Origin of the sequence: Geodermatophilus marinus (assembly GCF_003428645.1) — a bacterium.
GTDB lineage: Bacteria > Actinomycetota > Actinomycetes > Mycobacteriales > Geodermatophilaceae > Geodermatophilus.
Genome location: NZ_QVQH01000002.1, coordinates 312075 through 334101, shown reverse-complemented (window position 1 = coordinate 334101; position 22027 = coordinate 312075). Strand labels below are relative to the sequence as shown.

Sequence of the window (22027 nt, the reverse complement as noted above, 5' to 3'; positions counted from 1 at the left end):
CCTGCGGGTCGCGGCTGTCCTCGGGGTCGGCGGGCAGCGGGTCCTCCCCGGACGGTCCGGCGGTGGGGGTGGTCAGGGCGTGCCGCCCGCGGCGCCGGCAGGGGCGGGGGCGGCCGAGCCGGTGCCCGCGACCCGGGCGGCGAACGGCGGCACGATCTCGCTGCGCTGGTCACCGGACGGCCGGGCCACCGACGGGGGTGCGCCCCCGTCACCCGCCCCGCCGGCCGGGAGGCTCAGCGCCATCAGGGTCACCCCGAGGCCGAGCCCGGCCAGCGCGCCGGTCATCCCCCGGCGCAGCCACCGGGCCTGCCCGGGGCGCTCCTCCGGCCGCCGGACGTCGAGCGGCACCGACCAGGAGCCGGACGCGCCGGAGACGGTGAGCTGCCCGGGGCCCGCGCTCAGCGAGCCGCCGCCGGACCCCGGGACGTCCGCGGTGAACGGGATCGCCTGCAACCGGCTCAGCAGGTCGCCGGGGACGCAGACGTCGGAGGCCCGGTGCAGTGTCTCCTTGGCCTCGCGCTGGGCCTCGACGGCCGTGCGGCACTGCGCGCAGCTGCCGAGGTGGCGGGCGGCCCGGGCGGCCGGGCCGCCGGACAGCTCACCGTCGACCAGGGCGGTGATCGCCTCCTGGGCCAGGTGGCTCTCGGGGATGTTCACCCCGCACTCCCCTCCGGGACCGGCGGCCGACGCGGGGCGAGGTGGGCCAGCGCCTCCCGCAGCTGCACGCGGCCGCGGTGGATGCGGCTGCGGACGGTGCCCAGCTTGATGCCGAGCGTGGCCGCGATCTCCTCGTAGGTCAGGCCCTCGATGTCGCAGAGGACGACGGCGACGCGGAACTCCGGGGAGAGGGCGTCGAGCGCCGCCTGCACCTGCGGGTCGAGGTGGGTGTCGGCGTAGACCTGCTCCGGGCTCGGCGCCGTGCCGGGTAGCCGTTCGGTGTCCTCCGGCAGCGCGTCGAAGCGGATGCGCTGCCGGCGGCGGACCATGTCGAGGAACAGGTTGGTGGTGATGCGGTGCAGCCAGCCCTCGAACGTGCCGGGCGAGAAGTCGGCCAGCGACCGGAACACCCGGACGAAGGTCTCCTGGGTGAGGTCCTCGGCGTCCTGGGCGTTGCCGGAGAGCCGGTAGGCCAGCCGGTAGACCCGGGCGGAGTGGTCGCGGACCACCTGCTCCCAGGTCGGCGCGACCCAGGGCTCGCCGCCCGCGGTGGTCGCGGGGGTGGGCACGTCGGGCTGCTGCACGGCTCCAGTATCGCGGACGGGGGCCGTGCCGGGCCGTCCAGCGTCAGCGGGTCGGGGGACGGTGGCTCGCTCGGGGCGCACGTACGGGTCAACGGGGCCGGATCGGGCCGGTGTTCCCGTTCACAGGGTGTTCACAGCTGCGCGGCGCCGCCGGGCGGAGCGGCACCGGCCACTACCCTCGCCCGGTGATGACGGACGCGGGGACGACGGGCGGGCGGCCCTCGCCCCCGCGCGGGGTGCGGCGGTGACCGCCGGGGCGCCGCGGCCGGGCGTCGACGCCTGGGCCGACCGCTACGCCACCGAGACGACGGCGGTCGTGGCGGCCCGCTCGCGGGCCGCCCGGCTCGGCGGGCCGCCGCCGGTCGAGCCCGCCGTGGGGGCCACGCTGGCCGTCCTCGCCGCCGGCGGCGGCGCCCGGGCCGTCGTGTCGATCGGCAGCGGGGGCGGCGTGGTCGGGCTGTGGCTGCTCCAGGGCATGCGGCCCGACGGCGTCCTCACCGCGCTGGACGCCGACCCCGAGCAGCTGCGCGCCGCCCGGCGCGCCTTCGGCGAGGCCGGGTACCCGGCCGGCCGGACGCGGATGATCTTCGGCACCCCGGCGGAGGTGCTCCCGCGGCTGTCCCCCGGCGCCTACGACATGGTGGTGTGCGCCGGTCCGCCCACCGAGTACGCCGGGCACCTCGCCGCGGTGCTCGACCTGGTCCGGGTGGGCGGCACGCTGACCTGCCACGGCCTGCTGGAGGGCGGCCGGATCGCCGACCGGGCGGCCCGCGACGAGCAGACGGTGGCCTGGCGCGAGCTGGCCCGCACGGTGCGCGAGCACGAGGACCTCACCTCCGCCGTCCTCCCCATCGGGGCCGGGCTGCTGGTGGCCACCCGCCGCCGCTGACCGCCCGCGGCAGCCGGGGGTCCGATCAGACGGTCGTCAGCCAGATCGACGCGCCGTCGCCCTTGCGGGCCCCGAAGTCCGGCCAGCGCGCCTCGAGCACCTCCCGGTGCTCGCTCATCAGGTAGGCCGAGAACCACAGCACCCGGAACCTCGGGTTGTCCGTGAGCAGGGCCCGCAGGAGGTACGCCTCGTTCCAGTAGCGCCCCTGGGCGACCCAGTGCTTCCAGTACTCGAACGGCCAGGGGATGTCGTGGACGTGCACGAGGACCCCGGCGGGCAGCCGCGGCAGCACCTCCAGGAAGAGGTGGTTCACGTCGGACCCGATGCGGGAGACGTGCGACGAGTCGATGAACAGGAGGTCACCGGCCCGCAGACCGGAGAAGACGACGGGGTCGAGCAACTCGGCCCGCTCCTCGATCACCGTGACCCGTTGCCGGTCGCGGTCGGACAGGAGGCCGTGCAGCCGCTCCGGGTGGGGGTCGATGAACGTGAACTCCGTCCTGCTGCGGAAGTGGGTGTCGTCGGTGTCCAGCATCAGGGCGGAGCTGAAGCCGGAGCCGACCTCCACCACGCGCGGCGGCCGGTGCAGGCGCAGCATCGCGTAGAGGACCAGCGCATCCCCCCGGGCGAACATGTGGTTGTCCATGCGGTACCGGAGCGCGTGCCCGTCCTGCCAGGGGTGCTCCGCCGCCAGGTCGGCCAGTCGGCCGGCGAGGGCGAGCTGCTCGTCGGCGTGCAGGTCGATGCCCGGCACGTCGTCCCGCGATGCCCACAGCGCCGCCTCCCGCGCCCAGACGTCGTCCATGTCGGGGACCGGCGAGTGGAAGTGGCCCACCGGGTACTCGCCGACGGAGGCCGCACGGGCCGCGGTCGCCAGATCGGCACGCAGGCGCTCCACCTCGCGGTGCAACGACTCGACCTCCGCTGCCGCCGCCCTGCGCCGGTCCACCACCCGCCGGGCGACGGGCACGGTCCGGATCATGGCACTAGCGTGACGGCGCATGTACTGAGAGTAGTTCAGCAGGGTGGGGCCGCCGGGCAACCTCGCCTCAGGTGCGGTCGGGGGCGAACGGGAACTCGGCGACCGGCTCCCACGGGCCGCCGGCGTAGCGCCACAGCCCGAGTCCCCGCGCGGGCACCCGCTCGGGGACGAACGCGGCCGAGAGGTCGGCCAGCAGGGCTCGGGCGGCGGCCGGGTCCACCTTGTTCTGCACGGTGACGTGCGGCCGGTGCGGCTGCCGGTCCTGCGGGGTGAGCCGGTCGGCCCAGCGGGCGGCCAGCCCCGCGCGCAGGGCGGCGAGCTCGGCGGACTCGAGGGTGTAGGCCACGCCGCGGCCCAGCGAGCGCAGCCCGGTGACGGCCACCTCGAAGGCGGGGCGGTGCGCGGCGGCGGCGAGGTCGGCGGTGACGGCCTCGGCGTCCTCCCCGGGCAGCGCGTGGAAGAGCGTCACGTGCGCGGCGAGGTGGTTGCGCTCCGGCGGGAAGTGCGCGGCGCGCAGCCGGTCGAAGCGGGCCTGGGCCTGCCCCCCGAGCAGCAACGTGACGATCAGGGGGCGCACGGCCGCCGTCCGCGGGCGGGCCTCACACGTGGGCCCGGGCGCCCTTGCCGAGCACGGTGACCCCGCCGGGGCTGACGTGGTAGCGGTCGGCGTCGCCGATGACGTCCACGCCGACGCGGGCCCACGCGGGCACGACGACGTTCTTGTCGAGGATCGCCCGCCGCACGTAGGCCCCCTCGCCGACGTGGACGCCGTCCATGAGCACGCTGTCCTCGACCCGCGCGCCCCGCTCCACCCGCACACCCGGGGAGATCACGGAGTTGTGCACGGACCCGCCGCCGATGATCACCCCGGCGCTGACCATCGACTCCTCGGCCCGCCCGCCGAGGACGAACTTCGCCGGGGGCTGCTGCGGCGGCAGCGTGAGGATCGGCCAGCGGTCGTTGTAGAGGTTGAAGATGGGGGTCACCGACACGAGGTCCATGTGGGCGTCGAAGTAGCTGTCGATGGTCCCGACGTCGCGCCAGTACCCGTGGTCGCGCTCGGTGGCGCCGGGGACGACGTTGGTGGAGAAGTCGTAGACCCAGGCCCGGCCCTCGTCGGCCAGCATCGGCATGATCGAGCCGCCCATGTCGTGCACCGAGTGCTGGTCCTCGGCGTCGACCCGCAGGGCCTCGAGCAGGGCGTCGGTGGTGAAGACGTAGTTGCCCATGGAGGCGAAGCTCTCCTCGGGCGAGTCGGGCAGCCCCGGCGGGTCCGCGGGCTTCTCCAGGAAGCCGCGCACCCGCCCCTCGGCGTCGGCGTCGATGACCCCGAACTCGGTGGCCTCCACCCGGGGCACCCGCAACCCCGCGATGGTGACGCCGGCCCCGGTCTGCAGGTGCTGGTCGATCATCTGCGCCGGGTCCATGCGGTAGACGTGGTCGGCGCCGAAGACGACGACGATGTCGGGCCGGGCGTCGTAGATGAGGTTCAGGCTCTGGAAGATGGCGTCGGCGCTGCCCATGTACCAGCGCGGGCCGAGGCGCTGCTGCGCCGGCACGGGGGTGATGTAGTTGCCCAGCAGCTGCGAGAGCCGCCACGTGGTGGTGATGTGCCGGTCGAGGCTGTGGCTCTTGTACTGGGTGAGGACGGCGATCTGCCGGATGTCGGCGTTGACCAGGTTCGAGAGCACGAAGTCGATGAGCCGGTAGTTGCCCCCGAAGGGCACCGCGGGCTTGGCCCGGTCCTGCGTCAGGGGCGCGAGCCGCTTGCCCTCACCACCGGCGAGGACGATGCCGAGAACCCGAGGACCGCCGCGCATGCCCGCAACCTAGTCCCTGGCCAGGGCCGCCGCGCCCCCGCAGGGCACCGGCGCCCGTTCAGGGGACCCCCCGGTTCACCTGCGCGGCCCCCCCTGCAGGGTCCCGCCGCGAGCCCGCGAGGGGCGGGGGCAGCGGCGGCCCCGTCCAGAGGCTCGCCGCGAGCCCGCGAGCGGTGAGGAGGACGGGGTCCTCTTAGGGTGACCGCGTGCACATCGGGATCGTGACCCGCGAGTGGCCCCCGGACGTCTACGGCGGGGCCGGCGTCCACGTCGAGCACCTCGCCGCCGCCCTCCGCGGGCTGGAGGACGGCCCGCGCGTCGACGTCCACTGCTTCGGCGGCGAGCGGGCCGACGCGGTCGGGCACGCGGTCCCGGCGGGCCTGCGCGAGGCCAACGGCGCGCTGCAGGCGCTCGGGGTCGACGTGGAGATCGCCGGCGCCCTGGCCGGGGTCGACCTGGTGCACAGCCACACCTGGTACGCCAACGGGGCGGGCCTGTTCGCCGGGCTGGTGCACGGCACCCCGCACGTGGTCACCGCGCACTCGCTCGAACCGCGCCGGCCGTGGAAGGCCGACCAGCTCGGCGGCGGCTACCGGCTCTCCTCCTGGGTGGAGCGCACCGCCTACCTCGCCGCCGACGCGGTGATCGCGGTCAGCAACGGCATGCGCGCCGACGTGCTCGACGCCTACCCCGACCTGGACCCGGCGCGGGTGCACGTCGTGGGCAACGGCGTGGACGCCCAGGCCTACCGCCCGGTGGCCGACCCGGACGTCGTCCGGTCGCTGGGCGTGGACCCCGACCGGCCCTACGCGCTGTTCGTCGGCCGGATCACCCGCCAGAAGGGCGTGACCCACCTGCTCGCCGCCGCCGAGCAGCTGCCCGCCGAGGCCGGCCTGGTGCTGTGCGCGGGCGCGGCCGACACCCCCGAGGAGCGCCGCCAGGTCGCCGACGCGGTGGCCGCGCTGCAGGAGCGCCGGGACGGCGTGGTGTGGATCGAGGCCATGCTGCCGCGCGAGCAGCTCGTCCCGCTGATCACCGGGGCCACGGTGTTCGTCGTCCCGTCGGTGTACGAGCCGCTGGGCATCGTGAACCTGGAGGCCGCCGCCTGCGCGACCGCCGTGGTCGCCAGCGCGGTCGGGGGCATCCCCGAGGTGGTGGACGACGGCCGCACGGGCCTGCTCGTCCCCTACGACCCCGGGGACACCGCGGCCTTCGAGGCCGGGCTCGCCGCGCGGGTGGCCGAGCTGCTCGCCGACCCGGCGCGGGCCGCGGCGATGGGGGCGGCCGGGCGCGAGCGGGTGCTCGCCGAGTTCGGCTGGCCGGCGATCGCCCGGCAGACGGTGGAGGTCTACGCCGCCGTCCTCGCCGGCCGGGGCTGACCAGCGGCGCTGGTACCGTCGCCTGGCCGGCCCACGGCCGGTGGCGCGCCCGCAGCGAAGTCCGGTGGGAACCCGGCACTGTCCCGCAGCTGTGATGGCCCGAGAACGGGCCCGAGTCAGATCGCCTGCTCGCGCCGTGTTCCGACCCTCGCGGCAGGGGTCGCACACCCGGGCGCCCGGCGTCCGCGTGGGCGGCGCGTGCCGCCCCTCCGGAGAGGCCCCGTTGTCCCGCACCCCCCGCCGGCTCTCCGCCGCCGCGCTGCTCCTGCCCCTCGTGCTCGCCCTCCCCGCCTGTGGGGACGACGCCGAGCCGGGCGCCGTGGTCCCCGAGGCCCCGTCCTCGGGGAACGCCTTCCCCGTCACGGTCACCGGGGACGACGGCGAGCTGACCCTGGACGAGCGACCCGAGGCCGTCGTGTCGATGTCGGCCACCGCCACGGAGATGCTCTTCGCCGTCGGCGCCGGGGACCAGGTCGAGGCGGTGGACAGCACCTCCGACTTCCCGGCCGGGGCCCCGACGACCGACCTGTCGGCCTTCACCCCGAGCGCCGAGGCGATCGCCGGGTACGAGCCCGACCTCGTCGTCCTCAGCGACGACCTGAACGGCGTCGTCGACTCCCTCGACGCGCTGGGGATCCCCACGCTGCTGCTCGGCGCCGCCGACGACCTCGAGGAGGCCTACGACCAGATCCGGGCCCTCGGCGCGGCCACCGGGCACCCCCAGGAGGCCGCCGAGGTCGTCGCCGACGTGCAGGAGCGCATCGACGCGGCGGTCGGGTCGGTGCCCGACGACGCCGCGGGCATGCGCGTCTACCACGAGCTGGACCCGAGCTACTACTCCGCGACCAGCGACACCTTCATCGGCGGCGTCTACTCCCTGTTCGGCCTGGAGAACATCGCCGACGGCGCGGCCGACCAGGCCGGTGGGTACCCGCAGCTGTCGGCCGAGTACGTCGTGGGCCGGGCGCCGGACCTCGTGGTGCTCGCCGACACCGCGTGCTGCGGGGAGACCGCCGCGACGCTGGCCCAGCGGCCGGCGTTCGACACCGTCCCCGCCGTCCAGGAGGGCCGCGTGCTCGAGGTGGACGACGCGGTCGCCTCGCGCTGGGGCCCGCGGGTCGCCGACCTCGCCGAGGCGGTGGCCGGCGCGCTGCGGGGCTGAGCCGCGTGACGGTGACCGCCGGCGGCACGCGGGCTCCCGGTGCCCTGGCCGCCACCCGCCGCCACCCCGGGGTGGTGCTCGCCGGGGCCGGCGCGGCCGTGGTCGCCGCGGTGCTGGCCGGGGTGTGGGTGGGCGCGCTGCCGCTGCCGCCGGGCGCGGTGGTGGCGACCCTGCTCGACCGGGCCGTGGCCCCGCTGGGGCTCGACGTCCCCGGCGGGCTGACCGGCACGGAGGCCGCGGTGCTGCTGCGGCTGCGGCTGCCGCGCGTGGTGCTGGCCGCGTTGGTGGGCGCGGCCCTGGCGGTCTCGGGGGCGGCCTACCAGGGGGTGTTCCGCAACCCGCTGGCCGACCCGTACCTGCTCGGCGCGGCGGCCGGGGCCGGACTCGGCGCGACCCTGGTCATCGCCCTGGCGCCGGGTGCCTCGGTCGGTCCGGTCGGGGTGGTGCCGCTGGCCGCGTTCGCCGGGGCGCTGCTCGGCGTCGGCGCCGCGCTGGCGCTGGGGACGGCGGCCGGCGGGTCGCACACCGCCACCCTGCTGCTCGCCGGGATCGCCGTCGCCTCCTTCCTGGCCGCGGCCCAGACCCTGGTGCAGCAGCAGAACACCGACGACCTGCGCGAGGTCTACGGCTGGCTGCTCGGCCAGCTCGGCCGCGCCGCCTGGTCCGACGTCGTCCTCGTGCTGCCCTACCTGGGGGCGGCCTGCCTCGTGCTGCTGCTGTGCGCCCGCGCCCTCGACGTGCTCGCGGTCGGGGACGACGAGGCCCGCGCCCTGGGCGTGCACCCGGCACGGGTGCGGCTGCTGGTGGTCGCCGCCGCCTCGCTGGCGACGGCCGCGGCGGTGGCGGTCAGCGGCCTGATCGGGTTCGTCGGCCTCGTCGTCCCGCACGTGGCGCGCCGGCTGGTCGGCGGGGCCAACGCCCGGGTGCTGCCGGTGGCCCTGCTGGCCGGCGCGGCGTTCCTGGTGCTGGCCGACCTCGCGGCCCGGGTCGTGCTCGCCCCGGCCGAGCTGCCGCTCGGGGTGGTGACGGCGTTCGTCGGGGCGCCGTTCTTCGCCGGCCTGCTGTGGGCGGGGGCGCGGCGCCGGTGAGCGGGGCCCGCCTGGAGGTGGTCGGGCTGTCGGCCGCCCACGGCCGCACCCGCGTCCTCGACGACGTGCGCCTCACCGTCGAGCCCGGCGGCTGGACGGCGGTCATCGGCCCCAACGGCTCGGGGAAGACGACGCTGCTGCGCGCCGTCCTCGGCCTGCACCGGCACGCCGGCGAGGTGCGGGTCGACGGCCGCCCGGCCGCCGGGCTCGGCCGGCGCGGGCGCGCGCTCGTGCTGGCCTACGCCGCGCAGCAGCCGGTGCTGCCCGAGGGCGTCACCACCCGGGACTACGTGGGGCTGGGCCGCACGCCGCACCGGGGCCTGCTCGCCGCGCCCCGCGCCCGCGACGCCGCGGTGGTCACCGACGTGATGGCGCGGCTGGGGCTCACCGGCCTGGCCGACCGCCTGCTAGGGACGCTCTCGGGCGGCGAGCAGCAGCGCGCGGTGCTGGCCCGGGCCCTGGCCCAGCAACCGCGGGTGCTGCTCCTGGACGAGCCCACGGCCGCCCTCGACCTGGGGCACGCCCAGCAGGTGCTCGACCTCGTCGACCGGCTGCGCCGCCAGGACGGCCTGACCGTCCTCTCCACGCTGCACGACCTCAGCCTGGCCGGGCAGTACGCCGGCCGGCTGGCGCTGCTGGCCGGCGGGCGGGTGGTGGCCGAGGGACCGCCCGCGCAGGTGCTGACCGACGCCGCGCTGGCCGCGCACTACGGCGCCCGGGCCCGGGTGGTCGCCGGTCCCGACGGGCCCGCCGTCCTCCCGCTGCGGCACCCGCCGGCCCCCGCACCGGGCGGTGCCGCGTGAGCGCCCCGCCGGCCGCCCCGCTCGTGGAGCTCGGCCTGGTCCGCGGGCCCGGGGTCGCCGCCGACCTGGCCGACCGGCTGGCCGGCGAGCTCGGCCGGGTGCTGGCCGCCCGGCACCCGCAGGTGCGCTGGTCGGTCCGCACCGTCGAGGACCCGCTGGCCCGCCCGCCGGCCGACGACGACGACCTGGTCGACGCCGCCCGCCGCCGGCTGCTGGCCGAGGACTGGGACCTGGCCGTGGTCCTCACCGACCTGCCGCTCACCGTGGCCCGCCGGCCGGTGGTGGCCCACGCCAGCCCGCTGCACGGCGTGGGCCTGCTGTCGGTGCCGGCGCTGGGCGCGGTCGGCACCCGCCGCCGGGCCCTGGAGGTCGCCGTCGGGCTGGTCCGCACGCTGCTCGGCGACGAGGACGACGGCGACCGGGACGCCGTGGGGCGGCGGCTGCGGGAGCTGGCCACCGACCCGGCCGACGCGGACGCGGGGGTGCGCTTCACCGCCCGGGTGCTGACGGGCAACCTCACCCTGCTGCTCGGGATGGTGCGGGCCAACCGGCCGTGGCGGCTGGCGGTCCGGCTCTCCCGGGCCCTGACCGCCGCGGTCGCGGCCGGCGTCTTCGCGCTCGTCACCCCCGACGTGTGGGTGCTGGCCGACGCCTACGGCGGGGTCCGGCTGACCGTGATCGCCCTGGGGTCGGTGGCGGCGGTGGTCACCGCCCTGGTGGTGGGCGGTGCGCTCTGGGAGCGGGTGCCCCGGGGCCGCGGGCGCAAGCAGGTGCTGCTGTTCGACCTCGCCACGGTGGCGACCGTCGTCCTGGGCGTCCTCACCTTCCACGCGGCGCTGTTCGTGCTCGCCCTGGCCGGGGCGCTGCTCCTGGTGGTCGACCCGGTGCTCGCCGGGGCGCTCGGCCACCCGGCCGGGTTCGGTGACCACCTCGCGCTGGCGTGGCTCACCTGCTCGCTGGCGACCGTCGGCGGCGCGCTCGGGGCGGGCCTGGAGTCCGACGACGCCGTCCGGGAGGCGGCCTACACCCGCCGGTCCGAGGCGTCCGGGTCCGAGGCGTCCGGGACCGGGGCGGCCGGGGCCGAGCCGGGCCCGCCGGCGGCTGGGATGATCCGACCGTGACCATCGCCGAGCGCTTCTCCGCGGCCCTGCACGAGGCGGCGGACCCGGACCTGGGGGCCCCGGCCCTGCTGCCCGAGCGTCTGGCGCGGGTGTGCGCCCGGATCCTGCCGGTCGACGGCGCCGGGCTCAGCGCCGACGACGGCCGGGACCGGCGGCTCCCGCTGGGCGCCAGCGACCCGGTGGCGTCGCTGGCCGAGCGGCTGCAGTTCACCGCCGGCAGCGGCCCGTGCGGCACCGCCCAGCACGAGGAGCAGCCGGTGTTCGCCCCCGCCGACGACCTCGAGCGCCGGTGGCCGGCGTTCGCCGCGCTGCTGCTGGAGCAGACCCCCTACCGCGGGGTCGTGGCGCTGCCGTTCGTCCGGACGCTGGCCGGCGCCGGCGCCCTCGACCTCTACTTCACCGACGACTCCGCCATCCCGTCGCTCGACGTCTTCGAGGCGATGGCGGTCGCCGACCTGGTGGCCACCGAGCTCGCCGAGGCCGCGGTGTGGTCGACGTGGCCGGCCGGGCAGGGCCCGGCCTGGCTGCAGGCGCCCCAGGCGCGGCAGCGGTCGGCGGTCTGGGAGGGGCTCGGGCGGCTGTCGCTGGCCCTGGACGTCGACGTCCCGGCGGCGCTCGACCTGCTCCGGGCCGCGGCCTGGTCGGCCGGCCGGTTGGTCGACGACCTCGCCGCCGAGGTCGCCGACGGCCGGCTGGACCCCGCCCGGCTCCGGCCCGCGGACGACCTGGGCCCCGGCGGCAACGGGCACGGAGCGTGACCGGGCGGTTCCGTTTCCCCCCTGGATCGGGGGTCGGCGGACCCCAGCCCTGGCGCTGGCCGCCGTCGCCTGGTCGGATGACGCTGGCGGCACGGCACCGGACGGATCCCGGTGGCCGATCCGGCTCGGGAGGTGACGCGTGATCAAGGTGCTGCTCGCGGACGACCACGCGTTCGTGCGCTCCGCCCTCGCCGACCTCCTGCAGTCCAGCGGTGACGTGGCCGTCGTCGCCGAGTGCGAGGACGGCGAGGAGGTGCTCGACGCCACCCGCCGCACGCAGCCCGACGTCGTCCTCCTCGACGTGGCCATGCCCCGGGTGACCGGGCTCGAGGCCGCTCGGGAGCTGCTGGCCGAGCACCCCGGTGCGCGGGTCGTGGTCCTCACGGGGCAGCTGACGCCCGCCCTGGTCGAGGAGGCGCGGTCCCTCGGCGTGGCGGGGTACCTGCTCAAGGACGACGACCCCGCGGCCCTGCCCGGGCACGTCCGCACCGTGGCCGAGGGCGGCGAGGCGTGGAGCGAGGCGGCGACGGCCCTCTCCGGGTGAGGGGTGCGGCCGCAACCCTGCACTCGGGTGCTCACCCTCGGTGACGACCCGCGAGGCGTCTCCTCCGAAGTGGTGGGGTCCGAGGTCCCGTCGGTGGTGAAGCCGCTGGTCATCGCGTCGTGGACACGCTCACATACCCCTGCCACACCGTGTGAGGCACATCGCACATCCGGACGGACGGGGGGTCCACCGATGACGCTCGCCCAGCTCGAGCCACCCAGCGCCACCACGACGACCAGGGCGCGGGTGCTCGTCGTCGACGACCACCGCACCTTCGCCGAGCTGCTGACCGTCGCCCTGACGTCGTCCGGCATGGACCCCGTCGGCATCGCGCACTCGGCTGCCCAGGCCGTGGCGATGGCCCAGGACCTCCAGCCCGACATCGTCGTCATGGACATCGAGATGCCCCGGCAGGACGGGCTGGCGGCGACGCGGCGCATCCGCGACGTCGCTCCCGGCGCCGTCGTGGCGGTCGTCACCGCGCACCGCGACCCCGACTGGGTGGTCCGGGCCGCCCAGGCCGGCGCCTCGGCGTTCGTGCCGAAGGACGGCTCACTGGCCGAGATGATCGACGTCCTCACCCGGGTGCGGCCCGGCCAGATGCTCGTGGCGCCGTCCACCTTCTCCGGGGGCCCGACCGTCGCCCGACCGGCCGACCGGCACGGCGCCGTGGTGCCCCAGCTGACCCGCCGGGAGCAGGAGGTGCTCGACTGCCTCGGCCGCGGGATGCAGGTCAAGGCGATCGCCCGCGTCCTGGGCATCACCCTGGAGACCTGCCGCGGCTACGTGAAGAGCCTGCACGTCAAGCTCGGCGTGCGCTCGCAGCTCGAGGCCGTCGTCAAGGCCCAGCAGCTGGGCCTGCTCGGCTCCCCGGAGTGAGCGCGGCACCCGACCAGCTCGACCGCACCACCCCTCCCCCGGTCCCCCGGCGCCCGCGCCGGCCGGCCCGGGGGACGGGGCGGCCGCGCCGCGAGCTGGTCGCCTTCTGCGTGACCGCCCTGCTGGTGCTGCTCATCGTCTCCACCGGGACGGTGTGGGTCAGCGAGCGGATCGCCCGCGCCAACGCCCTCGCCGAGGCCGAGCGCACGGCCGAGCGGCTCGGCCAGTACCTGGTCGCGCCGCAGCTGCCCGAGGTGCTCGCCGGTGTCCCCGGCCGGCGCGAGGAGCTCGACCGCGCCGCCGCGAGCCGGATGCGCGACGGCTCGGTGACCCGGATGGTCGTCTGGAGCCCCGACGGCGAGGTGCTCTGGTCCAGCGACCCGGAGCTGACCGGCCGGGTCTTCGAGGTCGAGCGGGAGCTGGCGGCGGCCTTCGCCGGCGAGACGCACTCCGACGTCGACGAGGCCCCGGAGACCGCCCCGGCGGGGACCGGCTCGATGCTCGAGGTCTACGCGCCCCTGCGGGCGGCCGGCCAGGACCTCGCCTTCGAGGCCTACATCACCTACGAGGGCATCCAGCGGCAGGCCGCGCTCCTGCGCTCCCAGATCATCCCCATGGCGATCGGTGCGCTCGTCCTGCTGCAGCTGGTCCAGATCCCGATCGCCACGTCGCTCGCCCGGCGGGTCGCCCGTCAGGAGGCCGAGCGCACCGCGCTCATGGAGCGCAGCATCACCGCCTCGGAGCGGGAGCGGCGGGCGATCGCGGCCGACGTCCACGACGGCCCGGTGCAGGACCTCGCCGGGGTCAGCTACGCCTTGACCGCCCTCCGCGGGAGCGTGCCGGAGGACCGGCAGCCCACCGTCGACCGGTTGGTGACCACGGTCCGGCACGCCGTCGCCTCGCTGCGCCGCCTCATGGTCGACATCTACCCGCCCGACCTCTCCGGGCCGGGCCTGGGTGCCGCGGTCGCCGACCTCGCCGTGCCGCTGCGCGAGCAGGGCACCGAGGCGGTGCTCGACGTCGGGCTCCCCCCCGACCTCGCCCCCGGCACGGCCGCGGTGCTGTACCGGACGGCCCGCGAGGCGCTGACCAACGTGGCCAAGCACGCCGCGGCCGGGGTCGTCTGGATCACGCTGGAGGAGGCCGTGCTGCACGGGCGCCCGGCCGTGCGCCTCGAGGTCGCCGACGACGGGACCGGCCTGCCGGAGGACTGCGCGGACCGCCGCGGCGAGGGCCACCTGGGGCTGGCGCTGCTGCGTGACCGCGTGCGGGACGCGGAGGGCGAGTTCACCCTCGGCGCCCGGGCCGGCGGCGGGACGGTCCTGACCGCAGTGGTACCGCAGGGACACGAGGAGTGACCACAACAGGCCTCTGACCTGCACGGACCCCCCAATTGCGGGAGCCCCTCCACCCCCCGCGGCGGCTGTGACGGGAGGGGCTCCCTGGACGAAGGTCCTTCCGGACGAAGACGGGCCGGGACGAGAGGGGACCGACCTCATGGAGACGAGGATCAGCAGGCGGGACGTCCTCAAGGTGGGCGCGGCCGGGGCCGCGGCGCTGGCCCTGCCCTACGCCCCCGTGCTCCGGGCCAAGAGCGCCTCGGAGCTCGACGAGCGGAGGTTGCCCCGGCCCTACGCCGCCGCCTTCCGCGCGCCCCGGGTGCTCACCCCGGTCGCCCGGGACGACGTGCGCGGGCGCAGCTTCGGCACCCTCCCGGTCGCCCCCTACACCGACATCACCGGGCCCGAGTACTACGGCACCGAGTACTACCGGATCACCCAGAAGCCCACCACCGCGAACTTCATCAGCGGGGTCGCGACCACGATGTGGGGCTACGAGGGCGAGGTCCCCGGCCCGACGATCCGCACCTACCTGCGCCGCGACCCCCGGGACGGGGTGAAGAAGCCGAGCCGGGTCGTCATGCAGCAGATCAACGCCCTGCCGGCCACCCACCCGACGCTGCGGTACGTGCCCTGGACGTCGACCCACCTGCACGGCTCGCCGTCCAAGCCGCAGTTCGACGGCTACGCCGGCGACCTGACGAACCCGGGCGAGTGGAAGAACTACCAGTACCCGAACAACTGCACCCCGCGGACGCTCTGGTACCACGACCACGGCGTGCACCACACCGCCGAGAACGTCTACATGGGCCTGGCCGCCCAGTACCACGTCGTCGACCCGGAGCTCGAGGACGCGCTGGACATCCCGCGCTTCGACCCCGGCCTGCCGGTCACCGACCCGCGGCAGTACGAGTTCCCGCTGATCATCAGCGACGTCATGTTCGCCGCGAACGGCCAGCTCATGTGGGACGACGACGGCGAGTCCGGCGTCTACGGCGACGTCATCCTGGTCAACGGCGTCCCGTGGCCGACCATGCAGGTGCAGCCCCGCAAGTACCGCTTCCGCGTGCTCAACGGGTCGCTGGCCCGCGGCTACCGGCTCCGGCTGTCCAACGGCAAGCCGTTCCAGGTCATCGCGACCGACGGCGGCTTCATGAGCAGCCCGCAGACGGTCACCACGCTCACGGTCGGCATGGCCGAGCGCTACGAGATCGTCATCGACTTCGCCGGCCTGGCCGGCCAGAAGGTGCAGCTGGTCAACCTCGGCGTGAAGAACGCCCGGGACTTCGACCACACCGGCAAGGTCATGCAGTTCCAGGTCGGCACCTCGGTGCTCTCCACCCGCGGCAACACCGTGCCCGGCGTGCTCGGGGACCCGCACCCCACGATGACGCTGACCCCGGCCATGGCCACCGCCACCCGCCGGATGGAGCTGGAGCGCAGCAACGGGCTGTGGGTCATCAACGACGAGACCTGGGACGACGTCGTCCGCAGCAGGTACGAGCGGGTCTTCGCCCACGTCGAGCCGAACGCGGTCGAGATCTGGGAGGTCACCAACTCCTCGGGGGGCTGGTTCCACCCGCTGCACATCCACCTCGTGGACTTCCAGGTGCTCAGCCGCAACGGGCAGCCCCCGCGACCGGAGGAGCGCGGCCCCAAGGACGTCGTCTACGTCGGCGAGGGCGAGACCGTCCGCCTGCTCATGCGCTTCGAGCACGAGGAGGGGCGGTACATGATCCACTGCCACAACCTGTCGCACGAGGACCACGACATGATGACCCAGTTCCAGGTGGGTCACCACGACATCGACTGCGACTCGATCAACACCGCCCCACCGAAGAGCGGCACCCCGGAGCCGCTCGAGCCGCAGGTGGAGCCGGCGCCCGAGCCCGAGGACCCGGCGGACGACGACCCGGCCGACCCCACGGAGACGCCCGAGCCCACGGAGACGCCCGAGCCCACGGGCACGCCGGAGCCGACGCCCCCGGCGCCCACCACGACCGCACCCTCCACCACCCCGCGGCGTGCGCCGACCACCACCACCACCGCACCGACCACCACCGCACCGACCACCACCGCTGCGCCCACCACGACCCGGGCACCGCGCCGGGGCACGCGGTGACCACGGTCCCGCCGCCGCCCCGCCCGGCCCTCCTGCGGGCCCCGCGGGACGTCGCCCCGCGCAGCACGGGGCGCTGGCAGCTGGCGGCGGCCGCCGGGCTGGCCGCGGCCGCCGGGCTGCACGTGGCCGCCGGCGTCGACCACCTCGGCGCCGGGGACCTGGCGGTCGGCTTCTTCCTGCTGACCGCGCTGGCCCAGGCCGGGCTGGCCGCCCGCCTGGTGCTGGCCGCCCTGACCCGCTCACGGCCCGCGGTCGCGGTGGTCGCGGCGGCCCTCCTGGGCACCGTGCTGCTGCTCGGGCTCTACCTGCTGGCCCACACGACGACGCTGCTCGACGCCTTCGCCGTCCCGGGCTCGGGCGCCGGGGGCGGGCACGCCCACGCCGACACGCCGCAGACCCGCTTCGACCCGGTCACCGGTGTGGACTTCACGGCCGGCATGGCGCCGTCGGTCGAGGGGCCCGTCGCCATGGCCGGCGCCCCGCCGGTCACCGCCGCCCACGGACCCGACGGGGTGGGCTCGGCCGCCGTCGTCGCGGAGCTGCTGGCCACCACGGCCCTGCTGGCGCTGCTGCCCTCCCCCACCGCCCGCCGCCGCGCAGCGGATGCGCTCCTGGTGCTGGGCGGGGGCGCCTGGGTGCTGTGGTTCGCCGGCGTCCTCGGGTGACCCGCACCCCCCGGACCGCCGCCGCGGTCACCGGTGACCCCCGCACCGGTGACCGCGGCGGTGCCGTGCTCGGCCTCCTGCGGCGCACCGCGGCCGTCACCGGCCTCCTGCTGGCCGTCGCCGTCGCCGCCTCCGTGGCCGGCCTGCTGCCCCTCCAGCTGATGCGGGTCCAGTCGACCAGCATGGAACCCACGCTCGCGGCGGGCGACCTGCTGCTGGTCCACCACGGCCGGCACCCCGTCGCCCGCGGGGACGTGGTCGCCGCCACCGACCCGCTCGGCAGCGGCCTGCTGGTCAAGCGGGTGGTCGGCCTCGGCGGGGACCGCGTCGCCCTCGAGGACGGCGTGCTGGTGGTCGACGGCGAACCGGTCTGCGAGCCGGCCATCGACCCCGCGCTCATGGACGGTGTCTGGTTCGGGCCGGTCACCGTGCCGCCCGGCGAGCTGTTCCTGCTCAGCGACCACCGGGACGGCGGCATCGACAGCCGGGCTTTCGGGACGGTCCCGGAATCCGCGCTGCTCGGCCCCGTCACCGGCCGGGTCTGGCCGGACCCGGGCGCGCTGCCCTCCCGCTCCGCCGGCTGCTGAGCACTCCCGCCGGCTGCCCGGGTTGCGGCGCCCGCCGGTCAGCCGGCCGGTGCGGGCAGGTCGTCGCCGGCCGACCGGGAGAGCTCCCGCCACAGCCGGTTGGTGTCGCTGAGCTGCCGCTCGACCGCGGTCAGCGTGAGCCGCACCGGGATGCCCGGGCGGCCACCGACCTTGACCAGGAAGTGGCCGCGGCCGGGGGGCTCGACCTCCGGGCCGGTCCCCGGGTCCCATGACGGCGGGTCCTGCCAGCCCTGGAGGAGCTCCTGCTCGGCCCGGCTGAGCGGGACGGCCTGGGTGAGCGCCGGCATCTCGGCGGCGGGCAGCCCGGCGCAGATGACCATGCCGGCCCGCTCGACGAAGCCGCGGGCCTTGATCCGGTCCTCCTCGGTCGGCAACGCCAGCAGGTCGCCCATCGTGTGGCTGACCATGGCGGTGCCGACGCCCCGCTGGCGGTTGAGCCGGGTGAGCGCGTCGACCCGGTCGACCATGCCGCGCCCGGCCCGCAGCGCCCGCCACAGCTCGTCGAGCACCACGAAGTGGTGGCGGCGGGGCTCCAGGCCGGCGTCGGCGAGCGCGTGGGCCACGCTGATCGCCCCGAAGCCGGCCGACCAGCAGGCCAGCAGGACGGCGGCCTGCAGGTCGCCCTGGGCGTCGTCGAGGCTCGAGACGTCGACCACCACCGGGCGGTCCCGGCGGATGGGCGTGCTGGTCGGCTCGGCGAACACCCGGCCCAGCCGGCCGCCGCCGACGAGGCCGACCAGGGTGGCCTCGAGCTCCTCGGTCACCTCGTCGTACCGGGACCGGTCCCCCCGGTCCAGCGCGGCCGCCCGGACGGCCTCCGGGGCGGCGCGCAGCACCTCCAGCAGGTGGCGCAGGGTGGGAGCACCGAGCCGTGCCCCGTCGTGCGTGTCGTCGAGCACGCGCAGCCCGCGGTCGAGGACCGTCTCCTCGCGGTCCGAGGGGGGCGCGCCGCGCACGACCGTGACCAGCGCCGAGACGATGGCCTGCCGCCGGCCGTGCGCGTCGGCCAGCACCTGCTGCCGGGCCTCACCGGTGAGCCGGCGGGCCGCGGCCGCCGCCTCGCCCGGGTCGAGGACGTTGAGGTGCCCACGGCCCGGGCCCAGCCGCACGACCTGCCCGCCGACCGCCTCCACCAGGTCGACGTAGTCGGGCTTGAGGTCGCCGAGCACCATGGGCAGCACCCCGTAGCCGGCCAGCCCGAGGGCCATCCGCCGCACCACGGTGGACTTGCCCAGCCCGGGCCGGCCCAGGACGAACACCGACGGGTTGCTGATCAACCGGGCCCGCTGGAACCAGCTGATCGGGTCGCAGCACAGCGTGGCCCCGGAGAGCAGGTTGCGCCCCAGCGGGACGCCGGTGACCGGCGTCCCCGCGCCGACGGCGAAGGGCCACAGGCCGCAGGCCTGCACGGTCGTGGCCCGCCACTCGTCGGGCGCGTGGACGACGGTCGCCGCCCCGCGGCCGCGGCCGGGCCAGCCGCGGGGACCGGGCGCGGCGGGCGGCGGCCGGCGCTTCACAGCGCGTCCCGGAACTCGCGGGGCACCGACAGGTGGGCGGAGGGGACGATGCCCAGCGGCAGCGCCGCGGCGAACGCGGAGTCCTGGGAGCCGTGGACCGGCCGCAGCCGGGTCCGCGCGGTGGCCGCCAGGCCCTCCACGGCCGTGCGGGCGGCCTCGACCGCCGCGCGGGGGTCGTCGAACAGGTCCACGTCCGCGACGGTCGCGGTGACCAGCAGGGCGAAGTCCACCAGTCCCGCGCCGCGGGCCTCCTCCTCGGCGGTCAGCGCCGCGGCCTGCTGGTCGGCCAGCGCCCGGGCGCTGGGCCGGGAGGTCGCTATGGCCCGGAAGTCGGCGGTGCGCCGGTCCTGCTCGACGACGCGCGCGGCGCTGCCGGGGTCGAGCGGCCGGTAGAGCACCGTGACCCGCTTGCGGTCGACGTCGGGGTGGGGGGCGAGCAGGTCGGCGAGGACGGAGGAGAACACCTCCCCGCGGGGTGCCTCCGTCATGGACCAGGTCACCGACACCGCCCCGTCGTGGCGGTACCAGCCCCACGCGGCCTGCGCCGCAGTGGGGCCGACGTCGTCCCACCGCAGCTCGGGCACGTCGCCGGCGGCGTGCGCCTCGTCGAGCAGCGGGGCGGCCGAGGGGTCGTACGCCACGCGGATCGCCTCGCACAGCTCCTGGGCGGTGGCCGGGCGGACCGCGCCGGCCCCGGTCGCCGACAGCCCGGTGGTCAGCCCGGGGAGCCGGGCGGCGAGGTCTCGGGCCACGTCGGCGACACCACGCCGGCGCCCTCCGCGTCCGGCGGCGACGGTGAGCGCGACGTAGGCGGTGACCGTGGCCGATCCCGCGGGGTGGGTCTCGACGACCTCCCGCAGCACGGCCAGGGCCAGCTCGGGCGCGCGGGGGTCGAGGGCCGAGGCCACCTCGCGGCGCAGCCGGGCGCCGGAGTCGGGGGCGGTCTCCACCGTCACGGACGCCGCGACCAGGCCGGGTTCGTGGCCGAGCCCGGCCAGCCACACCCCCCAGTGGGCCACCCAGGTGTCGACCTGGTCCTGGTCGACCAGGGAGGCACCGTCGGGCTCGGAGACCAGGACCACGGTCGCGTGGCCGGTCGAGGGCAGCCACACCAGGGCGAAGGGCCGGCCCCGGGCGTCCTGCCACTCCGACAGCTGCGAGCCGGCGGCCAGCCCCGGCAGCTGGGCGGTCCCCCACGGCGTGCACCCGAGCGCGCCGGAGCGGTAGAGGTGCGCCCCGCGGCGGCGGGCCCGGGCCCACCCGGCCCGGGCGGCCAGCCTCTGCGCTCCGGTGCGGTGGTGCCGGTCGCGGAGCGCGAGCGGGCCCAGGACCGCCGCGATCGCGACGGCGGCGAGCACCGCGCCGAGCACGCCGGCCACGGCCAGCGCCGCGACCACCCCGACCAGGCCGGCCAGCAGCAGGCCGGTCGTCAGGGCCCCGAGGGAACCGAGCCCGGCCGTGCCGGGGCGCCGCCAGTTGCCGTAGGTGCGCGGGGCGGTGGGGGGTGCGGTCGTCACGGCAGGCGCTCCTCGTCGCGCGGTGCGGGCAGCGGGCGGGGTCCGCTACCGCGGCGGTGCCGGCCCTCGCCGGCCGGGACCAGGCGGTCGGGGGTGCCCGGCCCGCCGAGCGCGGGGATCTCCACCGGCGCGCCGCTGCGCAACCGGCGGCTCCGGGGGACGTCGACCGCGACACCGGCGGGGCCACCCCCGCGGCCGGAGGGCACCCGCAGGGCCGCGCCGGGCGCGGCGGCGGGGCCGCTCCCGGCCGGGACAACCACCCGGGCACCGGTGGGCAGCCCCCCGGCTCCCCGGCGCCGCCCGCCCGCGGTGGCGGTGCGGACGACCGGCTGCAGGAGCCGCAGCAGTGCGGGCAGGGTCGCCACGGCCAGCGCGAGGAAGGTGACGCCGGTGAGCGACCCGACCAGGGGGGCGTCGGACGCCGGGGGCAGCAGGAAGCCGGCGGAGTACACCAGCGCGGCGGCCGGCTGGTAGAGCACGAAGGCCAGCACCCAGGCGACCGTGCGGGTGAACACCGACCGGCCGAGGTCGGTGTTCGTCGCCGCCGCGGTCAGCGGCAGGGCGCCGGCGAGGACCACCAGGACGACGCCGCGAGCGACCAGCAGGACGATCTGCACCAGGGCCCCGAGCAGCACCGCCGTCCCGAGCAGGACGGTCAGCACCGGGGAGGAGGCCCCGTCCTGCGGGACGGCGAGCAGCTCGGTGAGCCCGGCCTCGACGTCCCCGGTCGCCTGCTGCAGCACCCAGAGGGAGAAGGCGTCGGCGGCGCTGACCACCAGGGTGACGCCGGTGACCGCGGCCCCGCCGACGAGGACGAGCGTGAGCAGGCCGCGCAGCAGGTCGGCGACCGGTGCCCCCCGGCGTTGCCACACCATGCGGCCGGCCGCGACGAGGACCGCGACGACGGCGAGCGCGGCGGTGTACCACGTCAACGACCCGACGACGAGCTGGGCCGCCGCCGACGGGTCGATGGTCCCGTCGGCGCCCACCGCGCCGATGCCGGGGGACGGCGGGTCCGCCCACAGCCGCGCGACCGCGGCGAGCGCCTCGCCGGCCGCCTCGACGACCTCTCGCGCGAGATCCTCCACGGGGTTGCCTCCTCGTGCCTCGTCCACGACCCCGACGCCGGCGGCCGGCATGGCGGGGTCGATCCAGCCGGCGACCGGTTCGGTGCCGCGCGATCCGCCCCGACCGTCGGTGACCACGTCCACCGGCCGCAGGTCGCCCGCCGCGGTGCCGCGGAGGGTCTCGTCGGGGACGACGACGCCCGGGACGCGGTCGAACGCGGCATCGGGCGCGGGGAGCTCCGGGGCGGGGACCAGCACCCCGGGCACGCGGTCGAACGCGGCCTCGAGTGCGGGGGGCTCCGGGGCGGTGGGGACGACGCCGGTGAGCGGGTCCTCCGGCGGCGCGGTGTCCGCGGGCGGCGCGGTGACCGGCGGTGCGGGACCGACCGGCTCCACGGGCGGGGACGGCGGCGCCGGATCGGCGGGTGGGGCGGGGACCGCGGGCTCGGCCGGCGGCGCGGGCGTGGCGGTCGCGGCCGGTGCGCCCGTCGGCTCCGCCGGTGCCCCCGTCGGCTCCGCCGGTGC

At 77.1% G+C, this 22027-nt stretch carries 21 protein-coding genes; 13 read left to right on the top strand and 8 right to left on the bottom strand.

The features are described from left to right. Nucleotides 1-72 precede the first annotated feature (72 nt). Together D0Z06_RS26865 and sigE are read right to left on the bottom strand one after the other, a co-directional pair. A complete protein-coding gene (locus tag D0Z06_RS26865) occupies nucleotides 73-657 on the bottom strand; it encodes an anti-sigma factor family protein (RefSeq protein WP_117376043.1) in 585 nt (194 codons plus the stop codon). Then, nucleotides 654-1241, bottom strand: coding sequence for an RNA polymerase sigma factor SigE (sigE, locus tag D0Z06_RS03975; RefSeq protein WP_233517431.1), 588 nt, complete (start codon nucleotides 1239-1241; stop codon nucleotides 654-656). Before sigE ends, D0Z06_RS26865 begins: the two co-directional genes overlap by 4 nt. Before the next feature lie 244 nt (nucleotides 1242-1485). Here sigE and D0Z06_RS03965 point away from each other — a divergent pair, with 244 nt between their 5' ends. After that, entirely contained in the window at nucleotides 1486-2130 is a 645-nt protein-coding gene (locus D0Z06_RS03965; RefSeq protein ID WP_117376042.1) for an O-methyltransferase, read from the top strand. Between the two features lie 25 nt (nucleotides 2131-2155). Here the strand turns inward: D0Z06_RS03965 and D0Z06_RS03960 are convergent, their stop codons facing one another. The 3 genes from D0Z06_RS03960 to glgC form a co-directional block, all read right to left on the bottom strand. Beyond that, on the bottom strand, nucleotides 2156-3112 hold the full coding sequence (locus D0Z06_RS03960) for a class I SAM-dependent methyltransferase (RefSeq protein ID WP_158579870.1): 957 nt from the start codon (nucleotides 3110-3112) through the stop codon (nucleotides 2156-2158). Nucleotides 3113-3179: 67 nt separating this feature from the next. Further along, nucleotides 3180-3689 carry a 2'-5' RNA ligase family protein gene (locus tag D0Z06_RS03955; protein WP_117376040.1) on the bottom strand — a complete coding sequence of 170 codons (510 nt, stop codon included), beginning with the start codon at nucleotides 3687-3689 and terminating at the stop codon, nucleotides 3180-3182. A 22-nt stretch (nucleotides 3690-3711) separates the two neighbouring features. Further along, nucleotides 3712-4932 (bottom strand): glucose-1-phosphate adenylyltransferase, encoded by a 1221-nt coding sequence (gene glgC, locus D0Z06_RS03950; RefSeq protein WP_117376039.1) that lies wholly within the window; start codon nucleotides 4930-4932, stop codon nucleotides 3712-3714. 206 nt (nucleotides 4933-5138) lie between these two features. Between glgC and glgA the strand changes: the two genes are divergently transcribed. The 12 genes from glgA to lepB all read left to right on the top strand — a co-directional run bounded on the left by glgA (nucleotide 5139) and on the right by lepB (nucleotide 17380). After that, the gene (gene glgA, locus D0Z06_RS03945; protein ID WP_117376038.1) at nucleotides 5139-6311 is read left to right on the top strand and encodes a glycogen synthase; all 1173 of its coding nucleotides are present in this window, start codon (nucleotides 5139-5141) and stop codon (nucleotides 6309-6311) included. A gap of 223 nt (nucleotides 6312-6534) precedes the next feature. Then, nucleotides 6535-7473 (top strand): ABC transporter substrate-binding protein, encoded by a 939-nt coding sequence (locus D0Z06_RS03940; protein ID WP_233517430.1) that lies wholly within the window; start codon nucleotides 6535-6537, stop codon nucleotides 7471-7473. Between the two features lie 5 nt (nucleotides 7474-7478). Beyond that, a complete protein-coding gene (locus D0Z06_RS03935) occupies nucleotides 7479-8561 on the top strand; it encodes a FecCD family ABC transporter permease (protein WP_233517429.1) in 1083 nt (360 codons plus the stop codon). Further along, a complete protein-coding gene (locus tag D0Z06_RS03930; RefSeq protein WP_117376127.1) occupies nucleotides 8558-9364 on the top strand; it encodes an ABC transporter ATP-binding protein in 807 nt (268 codons plus the stop codon). The genes D0Z06_RS03935 and D0Z06_RS03930 overlap by 4 nt, the downstream gene beginning before the upstream one ends. Further along, the gene (locus D0Z06_RS03925) at nucleotides 9361-10485 is read left to right on the top strand and encodes a hypothetical protein (protein ID WP_199522112.1); all 1125 of its coding nucleotides are present in this window, start codon (nucleotides 9361-9363) and stop codon (nucleotides 10483-10485) included. The genes D0Z06_RS03930 and D0Z06_RS03925 overlap by 4 nt, the downstream gene beginning before the upstream one ends. Beyond that, a complete protein-coding gene (locus D0Z06_RS03920; RefSeq protein WP_117376036.1) occupies nucleotides 10482-11243 on the top strand; it encodes a serine/threonine-protein kinase in 762 nt (253 codons plus the stop codon). The genes D0Z06_RS03925 and D0Z06_RS03920 overlap by 4 nt, the downstream gene beginning before the upstream one ends. Nucleotides 11244-11382: 139 nt before the next feature. Beyond that, the gene (locus D0Z06_RS03915; RefSeq protein ID WP_117376035.1) at nucleotides 11383-11787 is read left to right on the top strand and encodes a response regulator; all 405 of its coding nucleotides are present in this window, start codon (nucleotides 11383-11385) and stop codon (nucleotides 11785-11787) included. Between the two features lie 192 nt (nucleotides 11788-11979). Then, entirely contained in the window at nucleotides 11980-12666 is a 687-nt protein-coding gene (locus D0Z06_RS03910; RefSeq protein WP_117376034.1) for a response regulator transcription factor, read from the top strand. Then, entirely contained in the window at nucleotides 12663-14024 is a 1362-nt protein-coding gene (locus D0Z06_RS03905) for a sensor histidine kinase (protein WP_117376033.1), read from the top strand. Before D0Z06_RS03910 ends, D0Z06_RS03905 begins: the two co-directional genes overlap by 4 nt. A 139-nt stretch (nucleotides 14025-14163) precedes the next feature. Beyond that, nucleotides 14164-16128, top strand: coding sequence for a multicopper oxidase family protein (locus D0Z06_RS03900; protein WP_117376032.1), 1965 nt, complete (start codon nucleotides 14164-14166; stop codon nucleotides 16126-16128). Next, complete coding sequence (locus D0Z06_RS25225; RefSeq protein WP_158579869.1) at nucleotides 16125-16793, top strand: hypothetical protein; 669 nt, start codon at nucleotides 16125-16127, stop codon at nucleotides 16791-16793. The genes D0Z06_RS03900 and D0Z06_RS25225 overlap by 4 nt, the downstream gene beginning before the upstream one ends. Further along, on the top strand, nucleotides 16790-17380 hold the full coding sequence (lepB, locus tag D0Z06_RS25220; RefSeq protein WP_158579868.1) for a signal peptidase I: 591 nt from the start codon (nucleotides 16790-16792) through the stop codon (nucleotides 17378-17380). The genes D0Z06_RS25225 and lepB overlap by 4 nt, the downstream gene beginning before the upstream one ends. Before the next feature lie 38 nt (nucleotides 17381-17418). Here lepB and D0Z06_RS03890 read toward each other — a convergent pair whose 3' ends face one another. From D0Z06_RS03890 to D0Z06_RS03880, 3 genes are read right to left on the bottom strand one after another with little or no spacing between them, the layout of a single operon-like run. Continuing rightward, on the bottom strand, nucleotides 17419-18918 hold the full coding sequence (locus D0Z06_RS03890) for an ATP/GTP-binding protein (protein ID WP_117376125.1): 1500 nt from the start codon (nucleotides 18916-18918) through the stop codon (nucleotides 17419-17421). After that, complete coding sequence (locus tag D0Z06_RS03885) at nucleotides 18915-20435, bottom strand: SCO6880 family protein (RefSeq protein WP_199522111.1); 1521 nt, start codon at nucleotides 20433-20435, stop codon at nucleotides 18915-18917. Before D0Z06_RS03885 ends, D0Z06_RS03890 begins: the two co-directional genes overlap by 4 nt. Continuing rightward, nucleotides 20432-21898, bottom strand: a complete 1467-nt coding sequence (locus tag D0Z06_RS03880) for a hypothetical protein (RefSeq protein ID WP_147331975.1) — start codon at nucleotides 21896-21898, stop codon at nucleotides 20432-20434. Before D0Z06_RS03880 ends, D0Z06_RS03885 begins: the two co-directional genes overlap by 4 nt. Nucleotides 21899-22027 lie beyond the last annotated feature (129 nt).

Bases quoted from the DNA above. Each gene is read 5' to 3' on its own strand.
- D0Z06_RS03960 (WP_158579870.1), bottom strand. From the start codon at position 3,112: ATGATCCGGACCGTGCCCGTCGCCCGGCGGGTGGTGGACCGGCGCAGG.
- D0Z06_RS03900 (WP_117376032.1), top strand. From the start codon at position 14,164: ATGGAGACGAGGATCAGCAGGCGGGACGTCCTCAAGGTGGGCGCGGCC.
- D0Z06_RS03910 (WP_117376034.1), top strand. From the start codon at position 11,980: ATGACGCTCGCCCAGCTCGAGCCACCCAGCGCCACCACGACGACCAGG.
- glgC (WP_117376039.1), bottom strand. From the start codon at position 4,932: ATGCGCGGCGGTCCTCGGGTTCTCGGCATCGTCCTCGCCGGTGGTGAG.